Raw genomic sequence first — 24856 nt, 5'->3', positions numbered from 1 at the left:
CTTGGCGGCGTGTGCCGGGCGGGCGCACGACGGGGTTGCGCGGCAGCGGCGCAGCGCCCGCCGGCGGGTGTTTTGTCGGTAAGCTCTCCCCGTCAGTAGCCTGTAAGTGCCGCCCTCGACAGTACGGGCCAGAATTTTCTCGATCCCGCCGACATACCGACTCCAGGAGACAACGACATGACAGCCCCCGCCGCGACGCCTTCTTCGTCCACCATCGAATCCGTGCTGGTGGAAAACCGCGTGTTCCCGCCCCCCGCAGCGCTGGCTGGCGCGGCCCGCGTGTCGGGCATGGCCGGCTACGAGGCCCTGTGCGCCGAGGCCGAGCGCGACTTCGAAGGGTTCTGGGGCCGCCTGGCCCGGGACAACGTGCAGTGGACCAAGCCCTTCACCCGCACGCTGGACGAGTCCAGGGCGCCGTTCTTCGAATGGTTCGCCGACGGCGAGCTGAACGCCAGCGCCAACTGCCTGGACCGCCACATCGGCACGCCGGTCGAGCACAAGACCGCCATCGTCTTCGAGGCCGACGACGGCGCCGTGACGAAGGTCACGTACAAGGAACTGCTGGAGCGCGTGGGCCGCTTCGCCAACGCGCTCAAGGCCGAGGGCGTGAAGAAGGGCGACCGCGTGCTTATCTACATGCCCATGACGATCGAGGGCGTGGTGGCGATGCAGGCCTGCGCGCGCATCGGCGCCACGCACAGCGTGGTGTTCGGCGGCTTCTCGGCCAAGGCGCTGCAGGAGCGCATCATCGACGCGGGCGCGGTGGCCGTCGTCACCGCCAACTACCAGATGCGCGGCGGCAAGGAGCTGCCCCTGAAGGCCATCGTCGACGAAGGCATCGCCATGGGCGGCTGCGACACCATCCGCAGCATCCTCGTCTTCCAGCGCACGGCCACCGCCTGCCACATGGTGGCGGGCCGCGACAAGACCTTCGATGAAGCGCTGGCCGGCCAGAGCGCCGACTGCGCCCCGGTGCCCGTGGGCGCGGAGCATCCGCTCTTCATCCTCTACACCAGCGGCTCCACCGGCAAGCCCAAGGGCGTGCAGCACGCCACCGGCGGCTACCTGCTGTGGGCCAAGCTCACCATGGACTGGACCTTCGACCTGAAGCCCGAAGACGTGTTCTGGTGCACGGCCGACATCGGCTGGATCACCGGCCACACCTACGTGGCCTACGGGCCCCTCGCGGCGGGCGCCACGCAGGTCGTCTTCGAGGGCGTGCCCACGTATCCCAACGCCGGCCGCTTCTGGCAGATGATCGAGCGCCACAAGGTGTCGATCTTCTACACCGCGCCCACCGCCATCCGCTCGCTCATCAAGGCGGCCGAGGCCGACAAGGCGGTGCACCCGTCCAGCTCCGACCTGTCGAGCCTGCGCATCCTGGGCAGCGTGGGCGAGCCCATCAACCCGGAAGCCTGGATGTGGTACCACAAGAACGTGGGCGGCGAGCGTTGCCCCATCGTGGACACCTTCTGGCAGACCGAGACCGGCGGCCACGTCATCACCCCGCTGCCGGGCGCCACGCCGCTGGTGCCGGGCTCCTGCACGCTGCCGCTGCCGGGCATCACCGCCGCCATCGTGGATGAGATGGGCAACGACATTCCCAACGGCACGGGCGGCATCCTGGTCATCAAGCGCCCCTGGCCCAGCATGATCCGCACCATCTGGAACGACCCGGAGCGCTTCAAGAAGAGCTACTTCCCCGAGGAGCTCAAGGGCTACTACCTGGCGGGCGACGGCGCGGTGCGGTCCGCTGGCGGACCCTCCGGCTCCGGGGCCGACCGGGGCTACTTCCGCATCACCGGGCGCATCGACGACGTGCTGAACGTCTCGGGCCACCGCATGGGCACGATGGAGATCGAGTCGGCCCTCGTCTCCAAGACCGACCTGGTGGCCGAGGCCGCCGTGGTCGGCCGCCCCGACGACCTGACGGGCGAGGCCATCTGCGCCTTCGTGGTGCTCAAGCGCTCGCGCCCCACGGGCGACGAGGCCAGGGCCATCGCCAAGGAACTGCGCGACTGGGTCGCCAAGGAAATCGGCCCCATCGCGAAGCCGAAGGACATCCGCTTCGGCGACAACCTGCCCAAGACCCGCAGCGGCAAGATCATGCGCCGCCTGCTGCGCTCCATCGCCAAGGGCGAGGCCATCACGCAGGACACGAGCACGCTGGAGAACCCCGCGATCCTGGATCAGCTCGCGCAGGCCAACTGAACTAGGCGGCCCCGCCGCCTGCCCTCAGGCCCCGAGCCGCCCCAGGGCGGCTTTCTTCATGGGGCGCACCCCCTGTAGGACGGCGCCGGAACCATTCCCGCCGCGGCGCCTCGAGCCCGCAGCCTGGGTTACAACCTGCGCACCGCACGCCGCGGGCCCTGCCTTCGGGCCCGCCGGCGCCTCACTCAGCCTGTGCAATGGGAGAACCACAATCATGAATTTCCGCAGCATCATCCTCGTCCTCATCGTGGTCGCCATCGGCGCGCTGGCCGCGCTGAACTGGACGACGCTTTCGACGCCCACGCAGATCTGGCTCGGCGTCACCTCCATCCAGGCGCCACTCGGCCTGGTGATGCTGGCGCTGACCATTTTGCTGGCCGTGTTCTTCCTTGCCTACGTGCTGTGGCTGCAGGGCGCCGTGCTGCTGGAAACGCGCCGCCACACCAAGGAAATGGCCACCCAGCGCGACCTGGCCGACAAGGCCGAGGCCTCGCGTTTCACCGAATTGCGCACCTACCTGGACGGCCACTACCGCACCAGCCAGGACGCCCTGCTGGCGCGCATCGACGCGCTGGAATCGCGCCTGGCCGCCCGCGTGCAGGAATCCGACAATGCCACCGCGGCCTACGTGGGGCAGTTGGAAGACCAGTTGCGCCACCGCGGCGTCACCGGCACGCCCATGGCACAGGCCGTGACGCCCGGTGTGGCTCCGGTACACGCCACGCCGCCGGTCTACCCCACCGACCCGACGCTGCGCGCCGATCCGGAACTGCGCATCTGACCGCCTCGGCCCGGTAGCGGGCCGGTGCCTCATAGCAAAAAGCCGCCGGGCGCGATCAGCACCCGGCGGCTTTTGTTTGGATGGGGTTCGGCCGAGGCGGTCGGCTGCGAATCACTTGAGCGACAAAATCCAGTTGGCCAGCTTCTTCGCGTCGGCCTCGTTGACCTGGGCGTTCGCCGGCATGGGCACCGGCCCCCAGACGCCCGAGCCGCCCTTGATGATCTTCACGGCCAGCTTGTCGGCCGCGCCGGCCTGGCCGGCGTACTTGGCGGCCACGTCCTTGTACGAAGGGCCGACCAGCTTCTTGTCCACCGCGTGGCAGGCCATGCAGTTCTTGGAGGTGGCCAGGGCCTGGTCGGCCATGGCGGGTGCCGCGGCCGACAAGGCCAGGGCCAAAAGGATCGTGGTGCGCTTCATCGGGGTGTCCTGCGGGTTGAGACGTCGTTTATATTGGATTCAATGAAATTGTAGTGATCGCGGTTGACGGGCAGGTGCCCGCTTCGCCGGCGGCACCACGGGGGATTCGCCATGTATGCCTTGGGCTTGGGTCTGTTGCTGGTTGTGCTGAAGTGGCTGGAGATCGGCCCCGTCGCCGCCTGGTCGTGGTGGTGGGTGCTGGTGCCCTTCGGCGTGGCGGTGGTGTGGTGGACCTGGTCCGACGCGTCGGGCCGTTCCGCGCGCAAGGCCATGGAGAAGATGGAAGACCGCAAGCGCGACCGGCTCGAGCGGCAGAAGGAAGCATTGGGCGTTCGCCCGCGCAACCGGCGCTGACGGAGCGCCGCGCCCGCGCCCCACCGCGCACGCCGGCGCCTTTCCTGGTTGCTATTGATTTAATAGCTTCATGCGCTTGAATGGCGGGCGCCGAGGGTGGTTTTTATGCGTGTCGCCAGAGGGGTGCCCGCTGCGCCATCCCCAGCGCGCAGGGAGATATCGCCGCAGCCCGGGGCGCGCCCGAGGGTGTCGTAGATAATTCGCTACGGTTTCCATTTGCCCAGGGCGCGGCTCAAGAGGTTGTTCGCACGGGCGCACGGCGGCCGCCATTCACGGCCCCTTCGTTTTCCACCCCGCGTTTTTTCTCCCCGAGCCCCACCATGCCCGCATACCGTTCCAAGACCTCCACCGCCGGCCGCAACATGGCCGGTGCCCGCTCGCTGTGGCGCGCCACCGGCATGAAGGACGACGACTTCAGCAAGCCGATCATCGCCGTGGTCAATTCGTTCACCCAGTTCGTGCCCGGCCACGTGCACCTGAAGGACCTGGGCCAGCTCGTGGCCCGCGAGATCGAGGCGGCCGGCGGCGTCGCCAAGGAATTCAACACCATCGCCGTCGACGACGGCATCGCCATGGGCCACGACGGCATGCTGTACTCGCTGCCCAGCCGCGACATCATCGCGGATTCGGTCGAGTACATGGTGAACGCGCACTGCGCCGATGCGATGGTCTGCATCTCCAACTGCGACAAGATCACGCCCGGCATGCTGATGGCCGCCATGCGCCTGAACATTCCGGTGATCTTCGTCTCCGGCGGCCCGATGGAAGCCGGCAAGACGCGCCTGGCCAATCCCGTCACCAAGACCATCGAATTCAAGAAGCTGGACCTGGTCGACGCCATGGTGATCGCCGCCGACGACCGCTATTCCGACGCCGACGTGGCCGAGGTGGAGCGCTCCGCCTGCCCGACCTGCGGCTCCTGCTCGGGCATGTTCACCGCCAATTCGATGAACTGCCTGACCGAGGCGCTGGGCCTGTCGCTGCCGGGCAACGGCACGGTGGTGGCCACGCATGCCGACCGCGAGCAGCTCTTCAAGCGCGCCGGCCGCCGCATCGTCGAGCTGGCCAAGGAATACTACGAGCAGGAGAACGAGCGCATCCTGCCGCGCGCGGTGGGCTTCAAGGCGTTCGAGAACGCCATGACGCTGGACATCGCCATGGGCGGCTCCACCAACACCATCCTGCACCTGCTGGCCATCGCCCGCGAAGCCGAGATCGACTTCACCATGGCCGACATCGACCGCCTCTCGCGCGTCGTGCCGCAGCTGTGCAAGGTCGCGCCCAACACCAACAAGTACCACATCGAGGACGTGCACCGCGCCGGCGGCATCATGGCCATCCTGGGCGAACTCGAGCGTGCCGGCAAGCTGCACACCGACGTGCCCACGGTGCACGCCCCCACGCTGGGCGATGCGCTGAACCAGTGGGACATCACCCGCACGCAGGACGAGGCCGTGCGCCACTTCTACATGGCGGGCCCCGCCGGCATTCCGACGCAGGTGGCGTTCAGCCAGAACACCCGCTGGCCCAGCCTGGACCTGGACCGGGCCGAGGGCTGCATCCGCTCCTACGACCACGCCTTCAGCAAGGAGGGCGGCCTGGCCGTGCTGACCGGCAACATCGCGGTGGATGGCTGCGTGGTCAAGTCGGCGGGCGTGGACGAATCCATCCACGTGTTCGAAGGCTCGGCGCACGTTACCGAGTCGCAGGACGAGGCGGTGGAGAACATCCTGGCCGACAAGGTGAAGGCCGGCGACATCGTCGTCGTGCGCTACGAAGGCCCCAAGGGCGGCCCCGGCATGCAGGAAATGCTCTACCCGACCAGCTACATCAAGTCCAAGGGCCTGGGCAAGGCCTGCGCGCTGCTGACCGACGGGCGCTTCTCGGGCGGCACCTCGGGCCTGTCGATCGGCCACTGCTCGCCCGAAGCGGCAGCCGGCGGCGCCATCGGCCTGGTGCGCAATGGCGACCGCATCCGCATCGACATTCCCAACCGCACCATCAACGTGCTGGTGAGCGACGAAGAACTGGCCCGCCGCCGCGCCGAGCAGGACGCCCTTGGCTGGAAGCCCGCCCAGCCCCGCCCGCGCAAGGTGTCCGCCGCGCTCAAGGCCTATGCCAAGCTGGTGATGTCGGCCGACAAGGGCGCCGTGCGCGATCTCTCGCTGCTCGACTGAAGCACCTGCCCCGCCGCCGGCGCCTGTACCGGCGGCAGGCGTGGGCGCCCAAAAGAAAAGCCGCACCTGTCGCCAGGTGCGGCTTTCTTCTTTTTCGGCTTTTTCATCAAGGCGCGTCGTTCGCGTGCCTTCTATCGTGGAGCCACTCTTTTCATATCGCTATGTTTTTGATAGCTGTCCGCGCCTTGGAATCAAGCGCGCGGTCGGCATTTCATACGGAATCGCCGCCCATCTGCGACTGCAGGTAGTTGGGCAGGCCGATGCGCTCGATCAGGCCCAGCTGCTTTTCCAGCCAGTAGGCGTGATCTTCCTCGGTGTCTTTCAGCTGCACCAGCAGCAGGTCGCGGCTCACGTAGTCGCCCACGCTCTCGCACAAGGCCATGCCGTTTTGTAGCGCGGCACGCACTTCGTATTCGGTGTCCAGGTCCTTGCGCAGCATCTCGGGCACGGTGACGCCGGGCGTGAATTCCTTGGGCCGCATGTCGGGCCGGCCACCCAGGAAGATGATGCGGCGCAGCAGCGCGTCGGCATGCTGCGTCTCTTCTTCCATTTCGTGGTTCAGCCGCGTGTAGAGCCTGGCCAGGCCCATGTCTTCGTAAAGACGCGAATGCGCGAAGTACTGGTCGCGCGCGGCGAGCTCGCCGCGCAGCAGATCCTTGAAGTATTCGACGACTTGGGGGTTCCCTTGCATGGTGTTTTTTTCTAGGTTGTTGAGCAGGGAGTATCGTGGTTCGGCCTGCCTTTGTCGCGCAAACCCCCGGCCTGCCGCTCTGCATGCCTACGCGGATCAGAAGCGTTCGCGTTGGAGGGCGCCTTGCGTGCGACAGAATCGGCCCCTCCTTCATCGCTCCGCCCCGTGCGGCGGCACCACCTTCCATGCGCTTCGATGGCACCCTGCAATCCTGGAACGACGAACGCGGCTACGGTTTTATCGGGCCGGCGGCCGGCGGCCGGCGGCGAGCCGGTCTTCGTGCACATCAAGGACTTTCGCCATCCGGGGGATCGGCCCCGACCGGGCCAGCGCGTGAGCTTCGAGGTGGCGCCGGGCCGGGAAGGCAGGAAGCGCGCGGTGCGTGTCGAGCCGGCGGCGAAGGCATCGCGCCAGAAGGCCGGCCAGCCCACCCGGGCCACCCGGCACGCGCCCAGGCAACCACCCGCGTGGAGCACCGTCAGCCGGCTTGCGCTGCCGGCCTTCGTCTTCATGCTGATCGCGGGCTATGCGCTTGGCCATCCGCCCCGCTGGTTGCTGGCGCTGTATCCGCTGGCCAGCCTCGTGACCTTCATCGTCTACGCGGTGGACAAGTCGGCCGCCCAGGCGGGGGCGTGGCGGGTGTCCGAGCGCACGCTGCACCTGCTGGCGCTGGTCGGCGGCTGGCCGGGCGCCCTGGTGGCCCACCAGGTCTTGTGGCACAAATCGGCCAAGGCCGCGTTCCTGGCCGTGTTCTGGGTGACGGTGGTGGTCAACGCCGTGGGCTTCGCGTGGCTGGCCAGCCCCTATGGGCAAGCCATGGGCCTGCAGTGGGGCAAAGTGCTCGGACGCTGATGCCAGCGGCTCCCGGCAGGGGCATGGTCGCCGGGCACAATACCGGCCACCATGCTCATGTATCCGCACATCGACCCCGTGGCCCTGCAACTGGGGCCGCTCGCCATTCACTGGTACGGCCTGACCTATCTGGCCGCCTTCGGCCTCTTCATGTTCCTGGGCATGCGCCGCCTTCGGCACCCGCCCTATGCCTCCATGACCGGCGACCGGGCCTGGACGCGCAAGGACGTGGAGGACATCCTCTTTCTGGGCGTCATGGGCGTGGTGGTGGGCGGCCGGCTGGGCTACTGCCTGTTCTACAAGCCCGGCTACTACCTCTCGCACCCGCTCGAGATCTTCTACATCTGGCAGGGCGGCATGAGCTTCCATGGTGGCATGCTGGGCGTGATCGTCGCGATGGCCTGGTATGCCCGTTCGCGCCGGCGCCCCTGGCTGCAGGTCACCGACTTCATCGCGCCCTGCGTGCCCACCGGCCTGGCGGCAGGCCGCGTGGGCAACTTCATCAACGGCGAGCTGTGGGGGCGCTTCGCCGACCCCGCGCTGCCCTGGGGCATGGTGTTTCCGCAAAGCGGCTCGATGCTGCCCCGCCATCCCTCGCAGATCTACCAGTTCCTGATGGAGGGGCTGCTGCTTTTCGTGCTGCTCTGGCTGTACGCGCGGCGCGGCCGCAAGCTGGGGGAAGTGTCGGCCGCCTTCCTGGTGGGCTATGGCGTCTTCCGCTTCATCGCCGAATACTTCCGCGAGCCCGACGCATTCCTCGGCATCCTGTCGCTGGGCATGAGCATGGGCCAGTGGCTCTGCGTGCCGATGATCGTCGCCGGCGTGGCGATGTGGGCCTGGGCGCAGCGCCAGGGTCCGGCCGTGCCACGCACTGCCTGAGCCGGCGCTGGGCCGCGCGTCCAGCGGCTCAGGCCCTGCGCCGCTGGCCGTTGCGCACCCACGGCACGGCACGGCTCGGCGCAGGCCAGCGCCAGCCGGGGCAGGGCGGCCACGTCGACGGCTGTCCAGCCCGCGCTGGCCAGCAAGGCGGCCGAACCGAAAGACAGGGCCACGGCCGTGGCGCCGTTGCGCAGCTCCATCGGTGCCTGCGCCGCGCTGCGTTCGTGCGACATGTGGTGGACGGCCAGCGGGGTGGCCGGCGACGACCGTCAGCGCGCTCAATTCGCCGTTGGCAGATGCCGTGATCTGCCACGGGCCTGCCACGTCGATGCTCATGAGTCCGGCATGGATCATCAGGCAGGCGAACGTGAGTGATGGAAACCAGCGCTCCGGAAGCGGCGGCTGCGGCGCATCTCGTTGCAATGACGACTGATCCACCTTGCCAGCCACGCGGGCCTGGGGAGGCTACCCATGCACTCCCGTAAATCACGGATCGCATGCGGGTAACCCAGCAGGCCATGCGTGCCGCACACGCTTGACCGCTCTTCATAATTATGAAAAATTACTCGAAATGACGGGCCGCTGCACCCGCAGCTTCCGGCAAGCCGATTGCCTTGACGCGATGTCTGGTCCGTAGGAGCGGCCGGCTACGCCTAACGCCGCCGCCAGTCCAAGAAATTCCTGCCCATGACTCCTGCACTCGCCGTCGTCCGGTCCCAGGCCCCCTCGCTGCATGAGGAGGCGGCGGAGCGGCTGCGCGAGCAGATCTTCGCGGGCGCGCTGCCGCCGGGCAGCTTTCTCGACGAGGTGGCGCTGTGCGAGCGGCTGGCCATCTCTCGCACGCCGCTGCGCGAGGCGCTCAAGGTGCTGGTGGCCGAAGGCCTGCTGCGCCACGAGCCCCGGCGCGGCTGCTTCGTGGCCGAGGTGACCGAGCGCGACCTGGACGAAATCTTCCCTGTCATCGCCCTGCTGGAGGGCCGGGCCGCGCACGAGGCCACCGACCGCGCCGGCAGCGCCGACATCGCCGCGCTGCAGGTGCTGCACCAGCGCCTGTGCGAGCACGCCGAGGCCGGCCGCATCAACGACTACTACGACGCCAACTACGCCATCCACGAAGCCTTCATCACGCTGGCCGACAACCGCTGGCTGGCGCAGGTGATCGGCGATCTGCGGCGCATCCTGCGGCTGGCGCGGCATCAGACGCTGCACGTGCCCGGCCGGCTGCAGCAGAGCCTGTCGGAGCACCTGGCCGTGTTCGCCGCCCTCCAGTGCCGCGACGCCGCCGCGGCGGAGCAGGCGATGCGTGACCACGTCCTGGCGCAACGCGATGCGTTGCGCGACATCGCCCGCAACCACCACTCCCGGATCGCACCATGAACGCCGCTTCCACCTGGATCTCTCGCACCGTCCCGCGCCTGCGCCCCGCCGACCCGAAGACCGAGGCCACCGACGCCGGCGGCGGCAGCGGCCCGCGCGCCAAGCCGCCCGCGCCCCGGTCCACCCACGAGCGCCTGGCGGCCACCCTGCGCCGGGCGGGCGAGGGCCTGTCGCCCCGCGCCCTGCGCCGGCTGCTGGCCGATCTGCAGGGCGTGGCCGCCACCCAGGTGAGCGAAGTGGAAGGCGGGCGCCGCGCCGAGGCCGTGGCCGCGTGGTACGCCCAGGCCAAGCCCGAGGAGCGCCGCGACATGTGGCTCCTGATGTGCGAGCAGTTCTCGGCCGACGCCGAGCAGGTCAAGACCGCCCGCCAGCGCCACGAGGCCGCCGCCGGCACCGAGGACGAGGCCCATGCCGAGATGCACCTGCGCCGCGCCCTGGTGTCGCCCCGCACCCGGCTGCTGCAGCGCTTCGCCGTGTTCCCGCAGGGCATGCGCTTCCTGCTCGACCTGCGGGCGGAGTGGCTGCCGCTCTTGAAGAGCGACAAACGCCTGCTGCCGCTTGACGCGGAGCTGGAGCACCTGTTCTCCACCTGGTTCGACGTCGCCTTCCTGGAGCTGCGCGCGCTGTCGTGGGACTCGCCCGCGTCGCTGCTGGAAAAGCTCATCAAGTACGAGGCGGTGCACGACATCCGCAGCTGGGCGGACCTGAAGAACCGGCTGGACAGCGACCGCCGCTGCTATGGCTTCTTCCACCCCCGCCTGCCCAACGAGCCGCTGATCTTCGTGGAGGTCGCGCTGCTCGGCGACATCTCCAGCAGCATCACGCCGCTGCTGGACGAATCGGCCGAGCCGGTGGACATTGCCCGCGCCAGCACGGCCATCTTCTATTCCATCAGCAACACGCAGACCGGCCTGCGCGGCGTGAGCTTCGGCGATTCGCTCATCAAGCACGTGGTGGAGACGCTCACCGTCGAATTCCCGCGCCTGCGCACCTTCGCCACGCTCTCTCCCATTCCCGGCTTCCGGGCCTGGTTCGGCAAGCACTGCGCCGCCGCGCTGGACGCGCTGGACGACAAGCGCCGCGCCGAGCTCGGCCGCGCCGTCGGCTTCGAGCCGCCGCAGGCGGCCCATGTGCTGGCGGCGGCCGACAAGGCGCTGGAGCTGCCGGCCAAGTCGCCCGTGCGCCAGCTGCTGCTGCAATGCGCCGCCCGATACCTGGGCCGCGAAATGGAGGGCGGCAAGCCGGTGGATGCGGTGGCGCGCTTCCACCTGGGCAATGGCGCCCGGGTCGAGCGCCTGAATTGGGCCGGCGACCCCTCTCCCAAAGGCCAGAAGCAGTCGTACGGGCTGATGGTCAACTACCTCTACGATCTGAAACGGATCGACAAACACCGCAGCCTGCTGGCGCAGGGCCGCGTTCCGATGTCCAGCGACATCGACAGCCTGAGCCGTGGCTGACCCGCTGCGCGACGCCGCCTCCACCAGGGGCGGTGCGCGCCGCACCAGCCACGGCCGGGCCATGACGACAAGCGCCTTCCTTGCCCAAAAAAGCGTGAACGCCCACAAAGACGACAGGAGACAAAAGGAATGAATCCCATCCAACCATCGGGCCGCGAAGGCTCCATCACGGCCCGCTCATCGAGCCAGCCGCACGGCGGGGCGATGTCCCGCCGGGCAGTGCTGCGCGCCGCGGGCGCCGCCGGGCTGGCCGGGGCCTCGGCCGGCGCCAGCTGGGCGCAGGGCGCCGCCGGCTGGCCGACCAAGCCGGTCACGCTGGTCGTGCCCTTCCCGGCGGGCGGCGGCACCGACGCGTTCGCCCGACCGCTGTCGGCCCAGTTCGCCAAGGCGCTGGGCAAGCCGCTCATCATCGACAACCGGGGCGGCGCCGGCGGCACGGTGGGCGCGAGCTTCGCCGCCAAGGCCGTGCCCGACGGCTACACGCTTTTCATGGGCGGCACGCACCACGTCATCGCGCCCTCGATGTACCCCAAGCTCGACTACGACATCGAAAAGGACTTCGTGCCCCTGGCGCTGCTGGCCAACGTGCCCCAGGTGCTGGTGGTGAACCCACGGGTGGTGAAGGCCACCACCATGGCGCAGCTGCTCGACCAGATCAAGGCCAACCCCGGCCGCATGAACTATGCCTCGGCCGGGTCGGGCTCGTCCCACCATCTGGCGGGCGAACTGTTCAAGATCCAGACCGGCACCTTCATCACGCACATCCCCTACCGTGGCGCGGGCCCGGCGCTGCAGGATCTGATCTCCGGCAACGTGGACATGCTGTTCGACGGCCTGGGCTCATCGGCCGCGCACATCAAGGGCGGCCGCATCCGCGCGCTGATGGTGTCGGGCGACCGGCGCAACCCCGCCTTTCCCGACGTGCCCTGCGCGGCCGAAGTCGGCCTGCCCGACTACACCGTCACCACCTGGTACGGCCTCTGGGCGCCCAAGGGCACGCCCGCCGACGTGCAGGCGCGCATCGTGGAGGAGGTGCGCAAGCTGGGCACGGCCGAGGAGCTCAAGACCATCTGGGCCGGCAACGGCGCCGAGTTCGGCGGCATGACGCAGCCGCAGTTCGGCGCCTTCGTGAACGCAGAGGTCAAGCGCTGGGCGCAGGTGGTGAAGACCTCTGGCGCCAAGCTGGAGTGATCCGGCGCATCAGTCGACTGGCATGGTCAGCACGATGTCCGCCAATGCGCGCCCGCCTGCGGTGATGTGCTGGCGCATGGCTTCTGCGGCGGCTTCGGCGTCGCCCGCGCAGATGGCGCCCACCACGGCCGCGTGCTCTGCTTGCGAGCGAACGAGACGCCCGGGCTTTTCGAACATGGGACCCCGGTAGGGCGCGATGCGCTGGCGCACGAGTCGCGTCTGCTCCACGATGAAGGCGTTGCCGCTGGCTTCATAGATCAGCTCATGCAGTTGCGTATTGGCAGCCATGTAGCCGTTGGCATCGCCGGTTTCCGCGCAGGTTTGGGTGCGGGCGAGCGCTTGCTGCAGTGCGGCGCGCAGCGCGGTATTGATGCGGCCGGCGGCCAGCCTGGCCAGCACGCCCTCCAGCTCGGCCAGCCCCTCCATCATGGCCACGATCTCGCGCGTGCCCAGTTGCCGCACGTAAATGCCAGCGCGGGGACGAATCTCCACCAGTCCCTTGGCGACCAGCACCAGCAAGGCCTCTCGCACCGGCGTGCGGGACGCGCCGAAGCGCGCCGCCAGCGCGCCTTCGTTGATCGCCATGCCCGGGGTGAGCCGCTCCGTGCGCAGGTCCTCTTCCAGTGCGGCCCGCACCTGGTCCGTCAGGCTGGCAGGCATGGCTCTCAGGGTTTTTTCGGATGACTCGGACTGCCGGCTCATTCTTAATAGATATATCTAATAAATTGGTTGATACACATGGTGCCGGAGCTGAGCTTTCAAGACCACATTGCCACGATCATGCTGCGCCGCCCCGGGGTAGCGAATCGTCTGGCCCCTGAGGACCTCTCCGTGCTCATCCAGCATCTGGGGCAGGTGAATGCCCGGGATGATATCCGTGTGCTGCTGCTCCGCGCAGAGGGTAAATATTTCTGCAGTGGTTTTGATATATCAGAAGTGGGTAACAGCCAGAACCAGGGCAGCAGCTTTGGCGAGATGGTGGACGCATTCGAGCAATGCCGCGCCGTCACGGTGGCCGTGGTTCATGGCGGCGTGTATGGCGGCGCGACCGACATGGCGCTGGCCTGCGACTTCCGCGTCGGGGGCCCGGCTGCAGAGATGTTCATGCCCGCCGCGCGGCTCGGCCTGCACTTCTACCAGGGCGGGCTCGAACGCTACGTGAGCCGGCTGGGCCTGGACGTGGCCAAGCGGCTGTTCCTGACCTGCGAGAAGCTGGACAGCTCGGAGATGAAGGCCTGCGGCTTTCTCACCCAGCTGGTGCCCGAAGGCGAGCTGGAGGCCGCCGTGCAGGGGCTGGCCGGCACGCTGGCCACCATGGCCCCGCTGCCGCTTTTCGGCATGAAGAAGCACCTCAACCGCATCGCACGCCAGCAGCACGTCGGCGCCGAGATCGACGCCGACGTGCAGCGCACCATCCGCTCCGACGACCTGCGCGAAGGCGGTGCGGCGTGGCGCGAGAAGCGGGCGCCGAAATTCACGGGCCGCTGAGAGCCCGCCCGCGCATCTTGCGCACCCATGCATCCAGGAGACACACACCATGATGCCGAGAAGAACCATCCTCACCCTGTTGCTCGCCACCGCGGGCACGGCTGCCTGGGCCCAGGCCTATCCGGCGCGGCCGATCACCCTCGCCGTGGGCTTTCCGCCGGGTGGCGGTGCCGATGCGGTTGCACGCATCGTGTCCGAAAAGCTGGGACGGGTCTTGAATCAGGCGGTGCTGGTCGACAACCGCCCCGGCGCCGGCACCACCCTCGCATCGGAATTCGTGGCACGCGCGCCGGCCGATGGCTACACGCTGTTGCTGGGCGCGGCCAACCTGTACGGCTCCGACCAGATCCTCTACAAGAGCGCGAAGTACGACGGCGCCAGGCACTTCACGCCGATCTCGCGGTGGTCGTCCGCGCCCCTGTTGCTGGCGGTGCGCAAGGACCTTCCCGTGCAGAACGTGAAGGATCTCGTGGCGCTGGCCCGCAGCGCGCCGGACAAGCTCACCTATTCCTCCTCCGGCGCCGGCGTGATCACGCATCTGGCGGGGCTGTCCTTCTCCCAGGCGGCTGGCGTGAAGATGCTGCACGTGCCTTTCAAGGGCGGCGCGCCGTCGGTGCAGGCCGTCGCTGCGGGCGACGTGGACCTGACCTTCGCCACGCCGCCCTCGGTGCTGCCCATGGTGCAGGCGGGCAAGATGCGCCTGCTGGCCGTGACCACCCAGAAGCGCTCGCCCCTCTTTCCGCAGGTGCCGGGCCTGGAGGAGTCGGGTGTGCAGGGCATGGACTTCACGTTCTCCTTTGGCCTGTTCGGCCCGGCGGGCCTGTCGCCCGAGGTGGTGAAAAAGCTCTTCGATGCGAGCGTGCAGGTGCTGGGCGACCCGGACGTGAAGGCGCAACTGGAGAAGCAGGGCAACATCGCCGCGCCCTCGGAGTCGCCCGAGGAATACCGTAGCTGGATCCTGCGCGAGGGCGCGGAATCGAAAGCCCTCACCGAGCGCTCCGGCGCGAGCCTGCAATGAGCGCGGCGGTGCAAGCGGACGCGGCAGCAGAGTCGCTGCCGCTGGCGGGCCTGACGGTGGTGGACCTGACACGCGTGCTGGCTGGGCCGGTGTGCACGCAGATGCTGGCCGATCTCGGCGCGCGGGTGATCAAGGTCGAGCAGCCCGGCCGTGGCGACGATGCGCGCGCGGTGGGTCCATTCATCGACGGCGTGTCGGCGTACTTCCTGTCGGTCAATCGCAACAAGGAGTCCATCGCGCTCGACCTGAAGGATGAAGGAGACCGGGCGATTTTCGAGCGCCTGCTGGAGCGCGCCGACGTGCTGATCGAGAACTACCGCCCCGGCACCATGGAGAAGCTGGGCTATGGCTGGGACCTATTGCATGCGCGCTTTCCACAGCTGGTATTCACCAGTGTGTCGGGCTTCGGCCAGACCGGCCCGTACAGCGGCTTCCCTGCCTATGACATGGTGGTGCAGGCCATGAGCGGCATGATGAGCGTGACCGGGCCGGAGGGCGGCGGGCCGTGCCGCGTGGGCGTTTCGATCGGGGACCTGGGTGCAGGGCTGTACGCGGTCATCGGTACGCAGTCCGCGCTCATGCAGCGCGCCCGCACAGGGCGCGGCAGCCGCGTGGATGTGTCGATGCTCGACTGCCAGGTGGCGCTGCTGGAGAACGCCGTAGCGCGCTACGGCGCCGAGGGCCGGGTGCCGGGGGCACTCGGCTCGCGCCACCCTGCCATGGCACCGTTCGATGTGTTCCGTGCGCAGGATGGTTGGTTCGTGATCGCGGTGGGCAGCGATGCCGCATTCGGAACGCTGTGCACGCTGTTGGACATACGCGCGCTGGCGAGCGACGAACGCTTTGCCACCGGCAGGGCGCGGGTCACGCACCATGCGCCGCTCAAGGCACTGCTGGAAGAACGGCTGGCGTCCCACCCGCGCGCGCACTGGCTGCAGCTGCTGGGGGACCACGGCATCCCCTGCGGCGAATACCAGACCGTGGCCGAGGTGGTGCAGCACCCGCAGGTCGCTGCGCGCGGCATGCTCACGCAAGTGCGCACTCCCGCAGGAACGTCCTTGCAGGTGGCGGGCAACCCGCTCCGGACAGGGGCAACCCACCTGGTGCGCCGCGACCCGCCTGCACTGGATGCCGACCGCGAAAGCATCCTGCGGGACATCGCCGCGCCGTGACTATCATTCCTGAGCATTACCGAGAGAGCCCATGAAACAGAACCTGTTCGCCGCCCTGCGCGCGGCCTTCCCCCACGACCTGGACGCCGTCGCCGTCGAGGCCACGGCGCCGGACGGCACCCCGCTGCACTACACCTGGCGCGACCTGGACGAGGCCAGCGCCCGCATCGCCAACCTGCTCGCGTCGCTGAACCTGCCGGACGGCAGCCGCGTGGCGATGCAGGTCGAGAAGTCGGTCGAGGCCATGCTGCTCTACCTGGCCACGCTGCGCGCGGGCTACGTCTTCCTGCCGCTCAACACCGCCTACCAGAGCGCCGAGATCGAGTACTTCGTCGGCAACGCCGAGCCGGCCGTGGTGGTCTGCACGCCGGGCAACTTCGGCTGGGTGTCGAAGATCGCCTTCACGGCCGGCACGCAGCATGTCTTCACCCTGGGCGATGACCGCACCGGCAGCCTGCTGGACCGCGCCGCGCACCACGCCGGCCAGCACACGCCCGTGGCCCGCACGGCGGACGACCTGGCGGCCATCCTGTACACCAGCGGCACCACCGGCCGCAGCAAGGGCGCCATGCTGACGCACGGCAACCTGCTGTCGAACGCGCAGGTGCTCAAGGACTACTGGGGCTGGCAGGCCACCGGAGGGCCCGACGGCCGGGGCGACGTGCTCATCCACGCGCTGCCCATCTTCCACGTGCATGGGCTCTTCGTGGCCATCCACGGCGCGCTCATCAACGGCAGCAAGATGATCTGGCTGTCCAAGTTCGACCCCAAGGCCGTGCTCGCCGCCATGCCGCGGGCCACCGTCTTCATGGGCGTGCCCACGCTCTACGTGCGCCTGCTGGCCGAGCCCGGCCTGACCCGGGACACGGTGCGCACCATGCGCCTCTTCGTCGCCGGCTCCGCGCCGCTGCTCATCGAAACCTTCAAGGAATGGCAGCAGCGCACGGGCCACACCATCCTGGAGCGCTACGGCATGAGCGAGACCATCATGCTGACTAGCAACCCCTATGCGGCCGACGCACGCCACGGCGGGCAGGACGAGCGCCGTGGCGGCACGGTGGGCTTTCCGTTGCCCGGCGTGGGCCTGCGCGTGGTGGACGACGCCGGCCAGCCCCTGCCCACGGGCGAGATCGGCAACATCCAGGTGCAGGGCCCGAACGTGTTCCAGGGCTACTGGCGCATGCCCGAGAAAACCAGGGAAGAGTTCAGCGAGGGCGCGGACGGCAGCCGCTGGTTCAAGACCGGCGACGTCGGCCGCATCGACGAGCGCGGCTACGTGCATATCGTGGGCCGCAGCAAGGACCTCATCATCAGCGGCGGCTACAACGTGTACCCGGCCGAGATCGAAGGCTACGTGAACGAGCTGCCCGGCGTGGCCGAAAGCGCTCTGGTCGGCGTGCCGCACCCGGACTTCGGCGAGGTGGGCGTGATCGTGGTCATCGCCAAACCCGGGGCGCAACTGGATGGCGACGCGATCCTGGCCGCGTTGAAGTCGAAGCTGGCGAACTTCAAGATCCCGAAGCGCTGCTTCATCGTGCCCGAGCTGCCGCGCAACACCATGGGCAAGGTGCAGAAGAACCTGCTGCGGGACCAGCACAAGGGGCTGTTCGCCTGACGGGCTCACGGACGGGGGCGCGGCGTCACGCCGCCTTCGCCAAGTCCTCGCAAAAAATGCAGGCAGGCGCCTGCGTACCTGCCGCGCCCTGGGCCGGGCCATGGCTGCAGCAATGCTCCAGCCACGACCCCACCAGCTTGTAGACCGACAGGTTGGTGCGGGCGGTGGGGGCGCAGAGGTAGTAGCCCAGCGGGCTTTCGAATCGCTCGCCCAGCGGCTCCACGAGGGTGCCGGCCTGCAGTTCGTCCTCGACCAGGCAGGTTGGCACGATGCCCACGCCGAAGCCCGACACCGCGGCGCGGATGATGAGCGAATACAGGTTGAAGCCCGGCCCGAAGCGGCTGCCGCTGGTGTCGCAGCCATTGGCCACCATCCAGTCGTGCCAGGCGAGCGGCACCTCGATGTGCTGCAGCAGCGTGGCGTGCTGCAGGTCGGCGGGGGTGCGCAAGGGCAGGGCGGCTTGCAGCTGCGGGCTGCAGACGATGCTGGTTTCCTTGCCGATCAGGTAGCGCGCATTGGCGCTGGGCCAGTTGCCGTAGCCGTACTGGATGGCCGCGTCGAATTCATACGGCACCGCGAAGTCGTGCGCGTGCTGGTAGCGCACGAAGTTGAGCGACACCTGCGGCAGCGTGCGCTTGAAGTGCCCCAGGCGCGGGAACAGCCACTGCGCCGCGAAGGTCGGCGGCACCGACAGGTTCAGCGCGCCGCCGTGGCCGCCGTACGACATGAGCTGCGTGGTGGCCGACTCCAGCGCGGCCATGGCCGGCCGCGTGGCGTTGAGATACGTGGCGCCGGCATCGGTCAGCTCCAGCCCGCTCGCCTTGCGGATGAACAGCTTCTGGCCCAGGTAATCCTCCAGCGACGCGATGTGGCGGCTGATGGCGCTTTGCGTCACGCACAGCTCGCGCGCCGCCATCGTGAACGCCTGGTGCTTGGCGGCGGAGTGGAAGGCATTCAGCTCGGAGATGGTGGGGCAGAGGCGTCGCATGACAGGGTATGAGTAGGGCTCATGGGTGGGTGAGATTTTAGGCGTTGTCGTCGGGCGTGATTGGCCTGATAAATGCGTCCTGTGACAGCGTGGCGACGCGGTACCCCCTGGTGGGTGGTTGCTTCGGCACCATGAGCGTGCAGCCCCCGCTGCGTGCACTGTCATGAGTATTTTTCAAGCCATCCCGTTTTCTCTTGCTGCCCCCATGACCCCTTTGCTGATCGACAACTGCCGCGTGCTGGATGTGCATGCGCTCACCTTGCGCACCGGACTCTCCGTGCTGGTGCAGGACGGGCGCATCGCCGCCGTGGGCGAGAACCTCGCCGCGGGCGAGGGCGCCACGCGCATCGACGCGCGCGGCATGACGCTCATGCCCGGCATGATCGACTGCCACGTCCACGTGGTGGCGTCTTCGTTCAACCTGGGCACGGTGGCCAAGATGCCCAACGTGTTCACCATGCTGCGCTCGCTGCCCATCATGCAGGGCATGCTGGGCCGCGGCTTCACCTCGGTGCGCGACGCGGGCGGGGCGGACTGGTCGCTGGCCGAAGCGGTGCGCACGGGGCTGGTGCAGGGCCCGCGCATCTTCCCCTCGGGCAAAGCGCTGTCGCAGACCGGCGGGCACGCGGACTTCCGCCAGCGCAACGACGACCTGGACGTGTGTTCGTGCGCGTACAAGCTGGGCAACATCGGCCGGGTGGTCGACGGCGTCGATGCCTGCCGCCTGGCGGTGCGCGAAGAGATGCTCAAGGGCGCCACGCAGATCAAGGTGATGGCCTCGGGCGGCGTGGCCTCGCCCAACGATCCGATCCAGAACCTGGGCTATTCCGAGGCCGAACTGCGCGCCATCGTCGAAGAAGCCGACAACGCCAGCACCTACGTGATGGCGCATGCCTACACGCCGCGCGCCATCGCCCGCGCCGTGCGCTGCGGCGTGCGCACCATCGAGCACGGCAACCTGGTGGATGCGCCCACGGCCGAGCTGATGGCAGAGCAGGGCGCTTTCATGGTGCCGACGCTCGTCACGTACGAAGGCCTGGCCACCGAGGGCGAGCGCTACGGCCTGCCGGCGGTGTCCATCGCCAAGATCGAGACGGTGCGCGGCCAGGGCAAGAAGGCCATCGAGATCCTGGCCAGGGCCGGCGTGAAGATGGGCCTGGGCAGCGACCTGCTGGCCGAGACGCACTATTTGCAGTCGGACGAGCTGCGCCTGCGCGCCGAGATCCTGGGCAACGGCCCGGTGCTGCAGCAGGCCACGCTGATCGGCGCGGAGATCCTGAACCAGCAGGGCCAGCTCGGCGAGGTCACGCCGGGCGCTATCGCCGACTTGCTGCTGGTCGATGGCGACCCGCTGGCCGACATCGGCTGCCTGCTGGGCCAGGGCGAGCGCATCCGCGCCATCCTCAAGGACGGCGCCTTCGTCAAGAACACCCTCTGAGTTCCTTCCATTCCCGTCCCCTCGATTTCCTGCCTACCGGAGACCACCATGCAACGTAGAAACCTCTTGAAGCTCGGCGGCGCCGCAGCCGCCCTGCAATGCCTTCCTTCCATCGGCTTCAGCCAGCAGGGCGACGTGTTCCGCATCGGCTCGCTCACGCCCATCACTGGCGCGGGCAGCCCCTACGGCCCGGGCATGCAGCAGGCCATCCGCCTGGCGGTGGACGAGGTCAACGCCGCCGGCGGCGCGGGCGGCCGCAAGCTCGAACTCTTCACCGAGGATTCGCAGACCAAGCCGGACGCCGCCGTGCTGGCCGCCAAGAAGCTCATCGAGGTCAACAAGGTGCAGGCCGTGCTCGGCACCTGGGCCTCCGGCGTGTCGCTGGCGGTGATGCCGCTGACCGATGCCGCCGGCATCATCGAGATGAACGTCTCGGGCGCGCCGGCAATCTCCACGCTCGACACCAAGGACCTGGTCTGGCGCTTCCAGGCCACCAACGACCGCTTCGGCGCGGCGTTCGCCGAGATCTGCGCCAAGCGCGGCTTCAAGCGGCCCGCCACCATGGCGTTCAACAACGCCTCGGGCCTGGGCAACGTGGAAGGCTTCACCCGCGTGTGGGAAAAGCGCGGCGGCAAGGTGGCGGCGCACGTCACTTATGAACCCAGCCGCCCGAGCTACCGCAGCGAACTGCAGAAGATCCTCGCGGCCAAGCCCGACGTGATCGTGATGGGCTCGTACCTGCCCGACACCACCATCATCCTGCGCGAGTGGTTCCAGTCCGGCGCCAACAACCAATGGATCATCCCGGGCTGGGCGGCCAACCCCGACCTGGTGAAGGCCCTGGGCGCCGAGGTCTGCGAAGGCATCATCTCGGTGGACACGGTGTCCAACGAAAAGAGCACGGCGTACGCGCAGTTCGACGCCGCCTTCACCAAGGCCACGGGCAAATCCGCCGCCACCAACATCTACGCCGCCATGGCCTACGACATGGTGGTTTCGCTGGCCCTGGCCATGGAGGCCGCCGGCCCCAAGGCCACGGTGGAGCAGGTCAACGCGCGGATCCGCGACGTCGCCAACGCACCCGGCACCGCCGTGTATTCCTTCGCCGAAGGCAAGGCGCAGCTGGCCAAGAAGGCCAAGGTGAACTACGAAGGCGCCTCCAGCAAGCTCGACTTCGACAAGTTCGGCGACGCGACGCCGGACTTCGGCGTGTACGTGATCGAGAAGGGCCAGATGGTGCGCCGCGACGTGGTGTCCATCGCGGTGTGATGGCGCGGCGCGGTGGGGCGGCCCGGGCAGGGTGCCGCGCCGCCGCATTTCTTTCTTCTTCCTGAACGGCAATGGCGGGCGCCTTCGGCACCCGCCAGGGGCGACGCACGAGATGACGCAATGACCTGGATCGATTTCGCAAACCTTTTGATCAACGGACTGATCGAAGGCCTGGTGGTGGCCTTGCCCGCCCTGGCCATGACCCTGGTGATGGGCGTCAACCGCTTTCCCAACGCCGCCACGGGCGACCTGATGACCACCGGCGCCTATGCCGCCGTGGCCGTGCAGCTGCTGGGCGGCGTGCCGCTGTGGCTGGCGGGCATCGCCAGCGTGGCGGTGACGGCGCTGGTGTCCGCAGGCTCCTACCAGCTGATCTTCCGCAAGCTGGCGGGGCGGCCGATGGTGGCCTCGATGCTCGCGGCCATCGGCCTCGGCTTTCTGCTGCGCAGCCTGATTTCGTTCTTCGCCGGGCACGACCAGCGCACGTTCGAGATGCCGCTGGTGCGCGCCTGGAACTTCGGCGGCATCCGCCTGCTGCCGACCGATGTGCTGATCGCGGCCATCGCCGCCGCCTGCCTGGCGGTGGTGTTCGTGCTCATCTACCGCACCAGCTTCGGCCGCCAGCTGCGCGCCGTGGCCGACAGCGCCGACCTGGCGCGGGCCAGCGGCATCCGGGCCGGCGGGCTGATGCTCTGCCTCTGGCTGCTGGTGGGCGCGCTCTCGTCCATCGGCGGCGTGCTGCTGGGCATGAAGGCCATCGTCACGCCCGAGATGGGCTGGGAAAGCCTCATTCCCGCGTTCGCCGCCATGGTGCTGGGCGGCATCGGCAGCCCGGTGGGCGCCGTGCTGGGCGCGCTGGTGATCTGCGTGGTGCAGGAGCTGTCGGTGCCGCTGCTGGGGCCGTCGTACAAGCTGGTGCTGTCGTTCGTGGTGCTGGCGCTGGTGCTGCTGCTGCGCCCCGCCGGCATCATGGGCCGCGTGCAGCTGGTGCGTTGAAACAGAAGAAGAAGGACTCCCACCATGATTGCCTATCTCTGTGCCATCGGCATCGTCGCGCTCATCTACTGCCTGCTGGCGCTGGGCCTGAACCTGCAGTTCGGGCTGACCCGGCTGGTCAACTTCGGCGTGGTGGCGTTCTTCGCCGTCGGCGCCTACACCTCGGGCCTGCTGTCGCTCAAGGGGCTGCCGCTGCCGCTGTGCTTCGCCTTGGCCGGCATCCTGGCCGGCCTGCTGGCACTGCCCATCGGCCTCCTGTCGCTGCGGCTTCGCGACGACTACCTCGCCATCGTCACGCTCGGCTTTTCCGAGGCCGTGCGCATCACCATCCAGCAGGAAAGCTGGCTCACCAACGGCGTGCAGGGCCTGCCGGGCCTCCCCAAGCTGTTCGCCGGCTGGGGCGGCGGCGTGTCCGACGTGGCCATCTTCACGCTGCTGGCGGTGATCGTGGCGCTGGTCTGCTGGGGCACGGTGCGGCTCACGCGCAGCCCGTTCGGCCGGTTGCTGAAAGCCATCGGCGACGACGAGGCCGCGCTGTCGGCCCTGGGCAAGGACCCGGCGCGCTTCAAGGTGCAGGTGTTCATGCTGGGCGCGGCGCTGGCCGGCCTGGCGGGCGCTTTCTACGCGCACTTCATCACCTTCATCACGCCCGAGCAGTTCATCCCGCTCATCACCTTCTACGTGTGGATGGGGCTGGTCATGGGCGGCTCGGGCACGGTGCGCGGCGCCATGTTCGGCTCGCTGCTGCTGATGGTGTTCCTGGAAGGGTCGCGTTTCGCCAAGGACTGGGTGCCGGGCGTGTCGGAAGTCGGCATGGCCAGCCTGCGCCTGGCCGCCGTGGGCCTGGCGCTGATCCTGGTCACGCTCTATCGGCCCAACGGCCTGTTCGGAGGCTCGTCGAAATGAGCATGCTGCAAGTGGACAACGTAAGCCGGCTGTTCGGCGGCTTCAAGGCGGTGGACGGCGTGTCGCTGCGACTGGCCGAGCGCGAGGTGCTGGGCATCGCCGGCACCAACGGCGCGGGCAAGAGCACGCTGTTTGCCGCCATCGCGGGCCAGCAACCGGCCGATGCCGGGCGCATCGCCTTCGCCGGGCAGGACATCACCCGCATGCCGCCTTACCGCCGGGCCCACCTGGGGCTGGTGCGCACCTTCCAGATCCCGCGCGAATTCAAGAGCCTGACGGTGCACGAGAACCTGATGGCCGCCGCCGCCAATCCGCAGGGCGAACGGCTCATCAACGCCTTCTTCCAGACGCGCAGCCTGCGCGAACATGAAGCGCAGCTGGCGGCCAAGGCCGACGGCATCCTCGCATTCCTGAACCTGGCGCGCGTGCGCGACGTGCCGGCCGGGGGCCTGTCGGGCGGGCAGAAGAAGCTGGTGGAGCTGGGCCGCGTGCTCATGCTGGATCCGCGCTGCATCCTGCTGGACGAGCCCTTCGCGGGCGTGAACCCGGTGCTGATCGACGAGATCTGCGACCGCGTGCGCGAGCTGCAGGGCCGGGGCATCGCCTTCATCGTCATCGAGCACCACCTGCAGGCGCTCAAGGCGCTGTCGCACCGCATGATCGTGATGGACCGGGGCCGCATCCTGGCCGAGGGCGACCCGCACACCGTGCTGGACGACCCGCGCGTGCAGGAAGCCTATATGGGAGGGGTGGTATGAACGACGCAGCCATGAGCGGCGAACAACTGCTGCGGATCGGGCAACTGCGCGGCGGCTATTCCGAGGTAGACATCATCCACGGCATCGACCTGGCCGTCGCGCCGGGGCAGATCGTGACCATCGCCGGCACCAACGGCGCGGGCAAGTCCACGCTGGTGAAGGCACTGCTGGGCCTGCTGCCGCGGGTGGCGGGCGGCATCCAGCTGGGTGGGCGGGACATCACGCGCCTGTCGGCCGAGGACCGCTTCGACGCCGGCCTGGCCTACGTGCCGCAAGTGGCCAACGTGTTCCCCTCGCTCACCGTGCGCGAGAACCTGCAGGTGGTGCGCGGCGTCAAGCACTTGAAGCAGCGCATGGACCAGGTGCTGGCCGACTTCCCCGCGCTGGTTGAGCGCTTGCCGCAGCCCGCCAGCAATCTTTCGGGCGGCGAGCGCCAGCAGCTGGCCTTCGCCCGGGCACTCATGCCCTCGCCGCGCATCATGGTGCTGGACGAGCCCACGGCCGCGCTGGCGCCCTCGCTGGTCGGCAAGGTGTTCGACATGGTGCAGAAGCTGCCCGCCGCCGGCGTGGCCGTGCTCATGGTGGAGCAGCGCGCGCGGCAGGCGCTCGCCATCAGCCAGCAGGGCTACATCCTGGACCAGGGCCGCTGCGTGCTGCATGGCCCCGCGCAGGAGCTGCTGGAAGACCAGCGCATGGCGCAGCTGTACCTGGGCAGCCACTGAAGCGCTTCAGGGCAGCGTCCGCCGTTTGCTATTGTTTCGATAGCTGTATGCCCAGTATTCGTAAGCGCTGGCGGCCACTTTGATCTGAAATTCACGGTT

The 24856-nt window shown here is 68.6% G+C and carries 22 protein-coding genes and 1 pseudogene; 19 read left to right on the top strand and 4 right to left on the bottom strand.

The features are described 5' to 3' along the window. Positions 1-177 precede the first annotated feature (177 nt). Together acs and ABWV53_RS10725 are read left to right on the top strand one after the other, a co-directional pair. Positions 178-2211, top strand: coding sequence for an acetate--CoA ligase (acs, locus tag ABWV53_RS10730; protein WP_353365676.1), 2034 nt, complete (start codon positions 178-180; stop codon positions 2209-2211). A 214-nt stretch (positions 2212-2425) separates the two neighbouring features. Further along, positions 2426-2872, top strand: a pseudogene (locus ABWV53_RS10725) (LapA family protein); the annotation flags it as partial. Positions 2873-3103: 231 nt separating this feature from the next. On the opposite strand, the gene ABWV53_RS10720 reads toward ABWV53_RS10725, so the two are convergent. After that, positions 3104-3409 (bottom strand): c-type cytochrome, encoded by a 306-nt coding sequence (locus ABWV53_RS10720; protein WP_353365674.1) that lies wholly within the window; start codon positions 3407-3409, stop codon positions 3104-3106. A gap of 111 nt (positions 3410-3520) precedes the next feature. Between ABWV53_RS10720 and ABWV53_RS10715 the strand changes: the two genes are divergently transcribed. Then, positions 3521-3763 (top strand): TIGR04438 family Trp-rich protein, encoded by a 243-nt coding sequence (locus ABWV53_RS10715; protein WP_353365672.1) that lies wholly within the window; start codon positions 3521-3523, stop codon positions 3761-3763. Between the two features lie 320 nt (positions 3764-4083). Continuing rightward, on the top strand, positions 4084-5940 hold the full coding sequence (ilvD, locus tag ABWV53_RS10710) for a dihydroxy-acid dehydratase (RefSeq protein WP_353365670.1): 1857 nt from the start codon (positions 4084-4086) through the stop codon (positions 5938-5940). A gap of 211 nt (positions 5941-6151) precedes the next feature. Here ilvD and bfr read toward each other — a convergent pair whose 3' ends face one another. Next, positions 6152-6631: a bacterioferritin gene (gene bfr / locus ABWV53_RS10705; RefSeq protein ID WP_353365668.1), complete on the bottom strand. Its 480-nt coding sequence runs from the start codon at positions 6629-6631 to the stop codon at positions 6152-6154. Positions 6632-6826: 195 nt separating this feature from the next. On the opposite strand from bfr, the gene ABWV53_RS10700 reads away from it, so the two are divergent. The 5 genes from ABWV53_RS10700 to ABWV53_RS10680 all read left to right on the top strand — a co-directional run bounded on the left by ABWV53_RS10700 (position 6827) and on the right by ABWV53_RS10680 (position 12387). Beyond that, positions 6827-7483 (top strand): DUF1294 domain-containing protein, encoded by a 657-nt coding sequence (locus ABWV53_RS10700; RefSeq protein WP_353365666.1) that lies wholly within the window; start codon positions 6827-6829, stop codon positions 7481-7483. A gap of 51 nt (positions 7484-7534) precedes the next feature. After that, positions 7535-8362, top strand: coding sequence for a prolipoprotein diacylglyceryl transferase (gene lgt, locus ABWV53_RS10695; RefSeq protein ID WP_353365664.1), 828 nt, complete (start codon positions 7535-7537; stop codon positions 8360-8362). A gap of 687 nt (positions 8363-9049) precedes the next feature. Continuing rightward, positions 9050-9739 (top strand): GntR family transcriptional regulator, encoded by a 690-nt coding sequence (locus ABWV53_RS10690; RefSeq protein ID WP_353365662.1) that lies wholly within the window; start codon positions 9050-9052, stop codon positions 9737-9739. Then, positions 9736-11196 carry a malonyl-CoA decarboxylase gene (locus tag ABWV53_RS10685; protein ID WP_353365661.1) on the top strand — a complete coding sequence of 487 codons (1461 nt, stop codon included), beginning with the start codon at positions 9736-9738 and terminating at the stop codon, positions 11194-11196. Before ABWV53_RS10690 ends, ABWV53_RS10685 begins: the two co-directional genes overlap by 4 nt. Positions 11197-11400: 204 nt before the next feature. Next, on the top strand, positions 11401-12387 hold the full coding sequence (locus ABWV53_RS10680; protein WP_353366694.1) for a Bug family tripartite tricarboxylate transporter substrate binding protein: 987 nt from the start codon (positions 11401-11403) through the stop codon (positions 12385-12387). Between the two features lie 9 nt (positions 12388-12396). On the opposite strand, the gene ABWV53_RS10675 is transcribed toward ABWV53_RS10680, so the two are convergent. Continuing rightward, positions 12397-13047 (bottom strand): GntR family transcriptional regulator, encoded by a 651-nt coding sequence (locus ABWV53_RS10675; RefSeq protein WP_353365659.1) that lies wholly within the window; start codon positions 13045-13047, stop codon positions 12397-12399. 78 nt (positions 13048-13125) lie between these two features. Between ABWV53_RS10675 and ABWV53_RS10670 the strand changes: the two genes are divergently transcribed. Genes ABWV53_RS10670 through ABWV53_RS10655 form a run of 4 tightly spaced genes read left to right on the top strand, consistent with a single transcriptional unit; the run spans position 13126 to position 17680 of the window. Next, positions 13126-13875 carry an enoyl-CoA hydratase/isomerase family protein gene (locus ABWV53_RS10670; RefSeq protein ID WP_353365657.1) on the top strand — a complete coding sequence of 250 codons (750 nt, stop codon included), beginning with the start codon at positions 13126-13128 and terminating at the stop codon, positions 13873-13875. A 52-nt stretch (positions 13876-13927) separates the two neighbouring features. Continuing rightward, the gene (locus ABWV53_RS10665; protein ID WP_353366693.1) at positions 13928-14893 is read left to right on the top strand and encodes a Bug family tripartite tricarboxylate transporter substrate binding protein; all 966 of its coding nucleotides are present in this window, start codon (positions 13928-13930) and stop codon (positions 14891-14893) included. After that, positions 14890-16065 (top strand): CaiB/BaiF CoA transferase family protein, encoded by a 1176-nt coding sequence (locus ABWV53_RS10660; RefSeq protein ID WP_353365655.1) that lies wholly within the window; start codon positions 14890-14892, stop codon positions 16063-16065. The genes ABWV53_RS10665 and ABWV53_RS10660 overlap by 4 nt, the downstream gene beginning before the upstream one ends. Positions 16066-16096: 31 nt before the next feature. After that, positions 16097-17680 (top strand): malonate--CoA ligase, encoded by a 1584-nt coding sequence (locus tag ABWV53_RS10655; RefSeq protein ID WP_353365653.1) that lies wholly within the window; start codon positions 16097-16099, stop codon positions 17678-17680. Between the two features lie 25 nt (positions 17681-17705). On the opposite strand, the gene ABWV53_RS10650 is transcribed toward ABWV53_RS10655, so the two are convergent. Continuing rightward, positions 17706-18668 (bottom strand): LysR substrate-binding domain-containing protein, encoded by a 963-nt coding sequence (locus ABWV53_RS10650; RefSeq protein WP_353365651.1) that lies wholly within the window; start codon positions 18666-18668, stop codon positions 17706-17708. A gap of 205 nt (positions 18669-18873) precedes the next feature. Between ABWV53_RS10650 and ABWV53_RS10645 the strand changes: the two genes are divergently transcribed. The 6 genes from ABWV53_RS10645 to ABWV53_RS10620 all read left to right on the top strand — a co-directional run bounded on the left by ABWV53_RS10645 (position 18874) and on the right by ABWV53_RS10620 (position 24757). Further along, positions 18874-20106, top strand: a complete 1233-nt coding sequence (locus ABWV53_RS10645; protein WP_353365649.1) for a metal-dependent hydrolase family protein — start codon at positions 18874-18876, stop codon at positions 20104-20106. Between the two features lie 48 nt (positions 20107-20154). Further along, positions 20155-21375, top strand: a complete 1221-nt coding sequence (locus ABWV53_RS10640; protein ID WP_353365647.1) for an ABC transporter substrate-binding protein — start codon at positions 20155-20157, stop codon at positions 21373-21375. A gap of 120 nt (positions 21376-21495) precedes the next feature. After that, positions 21496-22371, top strand: coding sequence for a branched-chain amino acid ABC transporter permease (locus tag ABWV53_RS10635; RefSeq protein ID WP_353365645.1), 876 nt, complete (start codon positions 21496-21498; stop codon positions 22369-22371). A gap of 24 nt (positions 22372-22395) precedes the next feature. After that, positions 22396-23277 (top strand): branched-chain amino acid ABC transporter permease, encoded by an 882-nt coding sequence (locus ABWV53_RS10630; protein WP_353365643.1) that lies wholly within the window; start codon positions 22396-22398, stop codon positions 23275-23277. Then, positions 23274-24035, top strand: coding sequence for an ABC transporter ATP-binding protein (locus tag ABWV53_RS10625; RefSeq protein WP_353365641.1), 762 nt, complete (start codon positions 23274-23276; stop codon positions 24033-24035). Before ABWV53_RS10630 ends, ABWV53_RS10625 begins: the two co-directional genes overlap by 4 nt. After that, a complete protein-coding gene (locus ABWV53_RS10620) occupies positions 24032-24757 on the top strand; it encodes an ABC transporter ATP-binding protein (protein WP_353365639.1) in 726 nt (241 codons plus the stop codon). Before ABWV53_RS10625 ends, ABWV53_RS10620 begins: the two co-directional genes overlap by 4 nt. Positions 24758-24856 lie beyond the last annotated feature (99 nt).

This window comes from Acidovorax sp. FG27 (assembly GCF_040365715.1).
Taxonomy (GTDB): domain Bacteria; phylum Pseudomonadota; class Gammaproteobacteria; order Burkholderiales; family Burkholderiaceae_C; genus Paracidovorax.
This window is presented reverse-complemented; position numbering and strand designations above follow the sequence as displayed.

Excerpts from the sequence above, each read along its gene's own strand:
- acs (WP_353365676.1), top strand. The coding sequence starts at position 178 with ATGACAGCCCCCGCCGCGACGCCTTCTTCGTCCACCATCGAATCCGTG.
- ABWV53_RS10655 (WP_353365653.1), top strand. The coding sequence starts at position 16,097 with ATGAAACAGAACCTGTTCGCCGCCCTGCGCGCGGCCTTCCCCCACGAC.
- bfr (WP_353365668.1), bottom strand. The coding sequence starts at position 6,631 with ATGCAAGGGAACCCCCAAGTCGTCGAATACTTCAAGGATCTGCTGCGC.
- ABWV53_RS10620 (WP_353365639.1), top strand. The coding sequence starts at position 24,032 with ATGAACGACGCAGCCATGAGCGGCGAACAACTGCTGCGGATCGGGCAA.
- ABWV53_RS10715 (WP_353365672.1), top strand. The coding sequence starts at position 3,521 with ATGTATGCCTTGGGCTTGGGTCTGTTGCTGGTTGTGCTGAAGTGGCTG.
- ABWV53_RS10640 (WP_353365647.1), top strand. The coding sequence starts at position 20,155 with ATGCAACGTAGAAACCTCTTGAAGCTCGGCGGCGCCGCAGCCGCCCTG.
- ilvD (WP_353365670.1), top strand. The coding sequence starts at position 4,084 with ATGCCCGCATACCGTTCCAAGACCTCCACCGCCGGCCGCAACATGGCC.
- ABWV53_RS10635 (WP_353365645.1), top strand. The coding sequence starts at position 21,496 with ATGACCTGGATCGATTTCGCAAACCTTTTGATCAACGGACTGATCGAA.
- ABWV53_RS10685 (WP_353365661.1), top strand. The coding sequence starts at position 9,736 with ATGAACGCCGCTTCCACCTGGATCTCTCGCACCGTCCCGCGCCTGCGC.
- ABWV53_RS10650 (WP_353365651.1), bottom strand. The coding sequence starts at position 18,668 with ATGCGACGCCTCTGCCCCACCATCTCCGAGCTGAATGCCTTCCACTCC.
- ABWV53_RS10630 (WP_353365643.1), top strand. The coding sequence starts at position 22,396 with ATGATTGCCTATCTCTGTGCCATCGGCATCGTCGCGCTCATCTACTGC.
- ABWV53_RS10700 (WP_353365666.1), top strand. The coding sequence starts at position 6,827 with ATGGCACCCTGCAATCCTGGAACGACGAACGCGGCTACGGTTTTATCG.
- ABWV53_RS10690 (WP_353365662.1), top strand. The coding sequence starts at position 9,050 with ATGACTCCTGCACTCGCCGTCGTCCGGTCCCAGGCCCCCTCGCTGCAT.
- ABWV53_RS10645 (WP_353365649.1), top strand. The coding sequence starts at position 18,874 with ATGACCCCTTTGCTGATCGACAACTGCCGCGTGCTGGATGTGCATGCG.
- ABWV53_RS10720 (WP_353365674.1), bottom strand. The coding sequence starts at position 3,409 with ATGAAGCGCACCACGATCCTTTTGGCCCTGGCCTTGTCGGCCGCGGCA.
- lgt (WP_353365664.1), top strand. The coding sequence starts at position 7,535 with ATGCTCATGTATCCGCACATCGACCCCGTGGCCCTGCAACTGGGGCCG.
- ABWV53_RS10670 (WP_353365657.1), top strand. The coding sequence starts at position 13,126 with ATGGTGCCGGAGCTGAGCTTTCAAGACCACATTGCCACGATCATGCTG.
- ABWV53_RS10660 (WP_353365655.1), top strand. The coding sequence starts at position 14,890 with ATGAGCGCGGCGGTGCAAGCGGACGCGGCAGCAGAGTCGCTGCCGCTG.
- ABWV53_RS10665 (WP_353366693.1), top strand. The coding sequence starts at position 13,928 with ATGCCGAGAAGAACCATCCTCACCCTGTTGCTCGCCACCGCGGGCACG.
- ABWV53_RS10625 (WP_353365641.1), top strand. The coding sequence starts at position 23,274 with ATGAGCATGCTGCAAGTGGACAACGTAAGCCGGCTGTTCGGCGGCTTC.
- ABWV53_RS10680 (WP_353366694.1), top strand. The coding sequence starts at position 11,401 with ATGTCCCGCCGGGCAGTGCTGCGCGCCGCGGGCGCCGCCGGGCTGGCC.
- ABWV53_RS10675 (WP_353365659.1), bottom strand. The coding sequence starts at position 13,047 with ATGCCTGCCAGCCTGACGGACCAGGTGCGGGCCGCACTGGAAGAGGAC.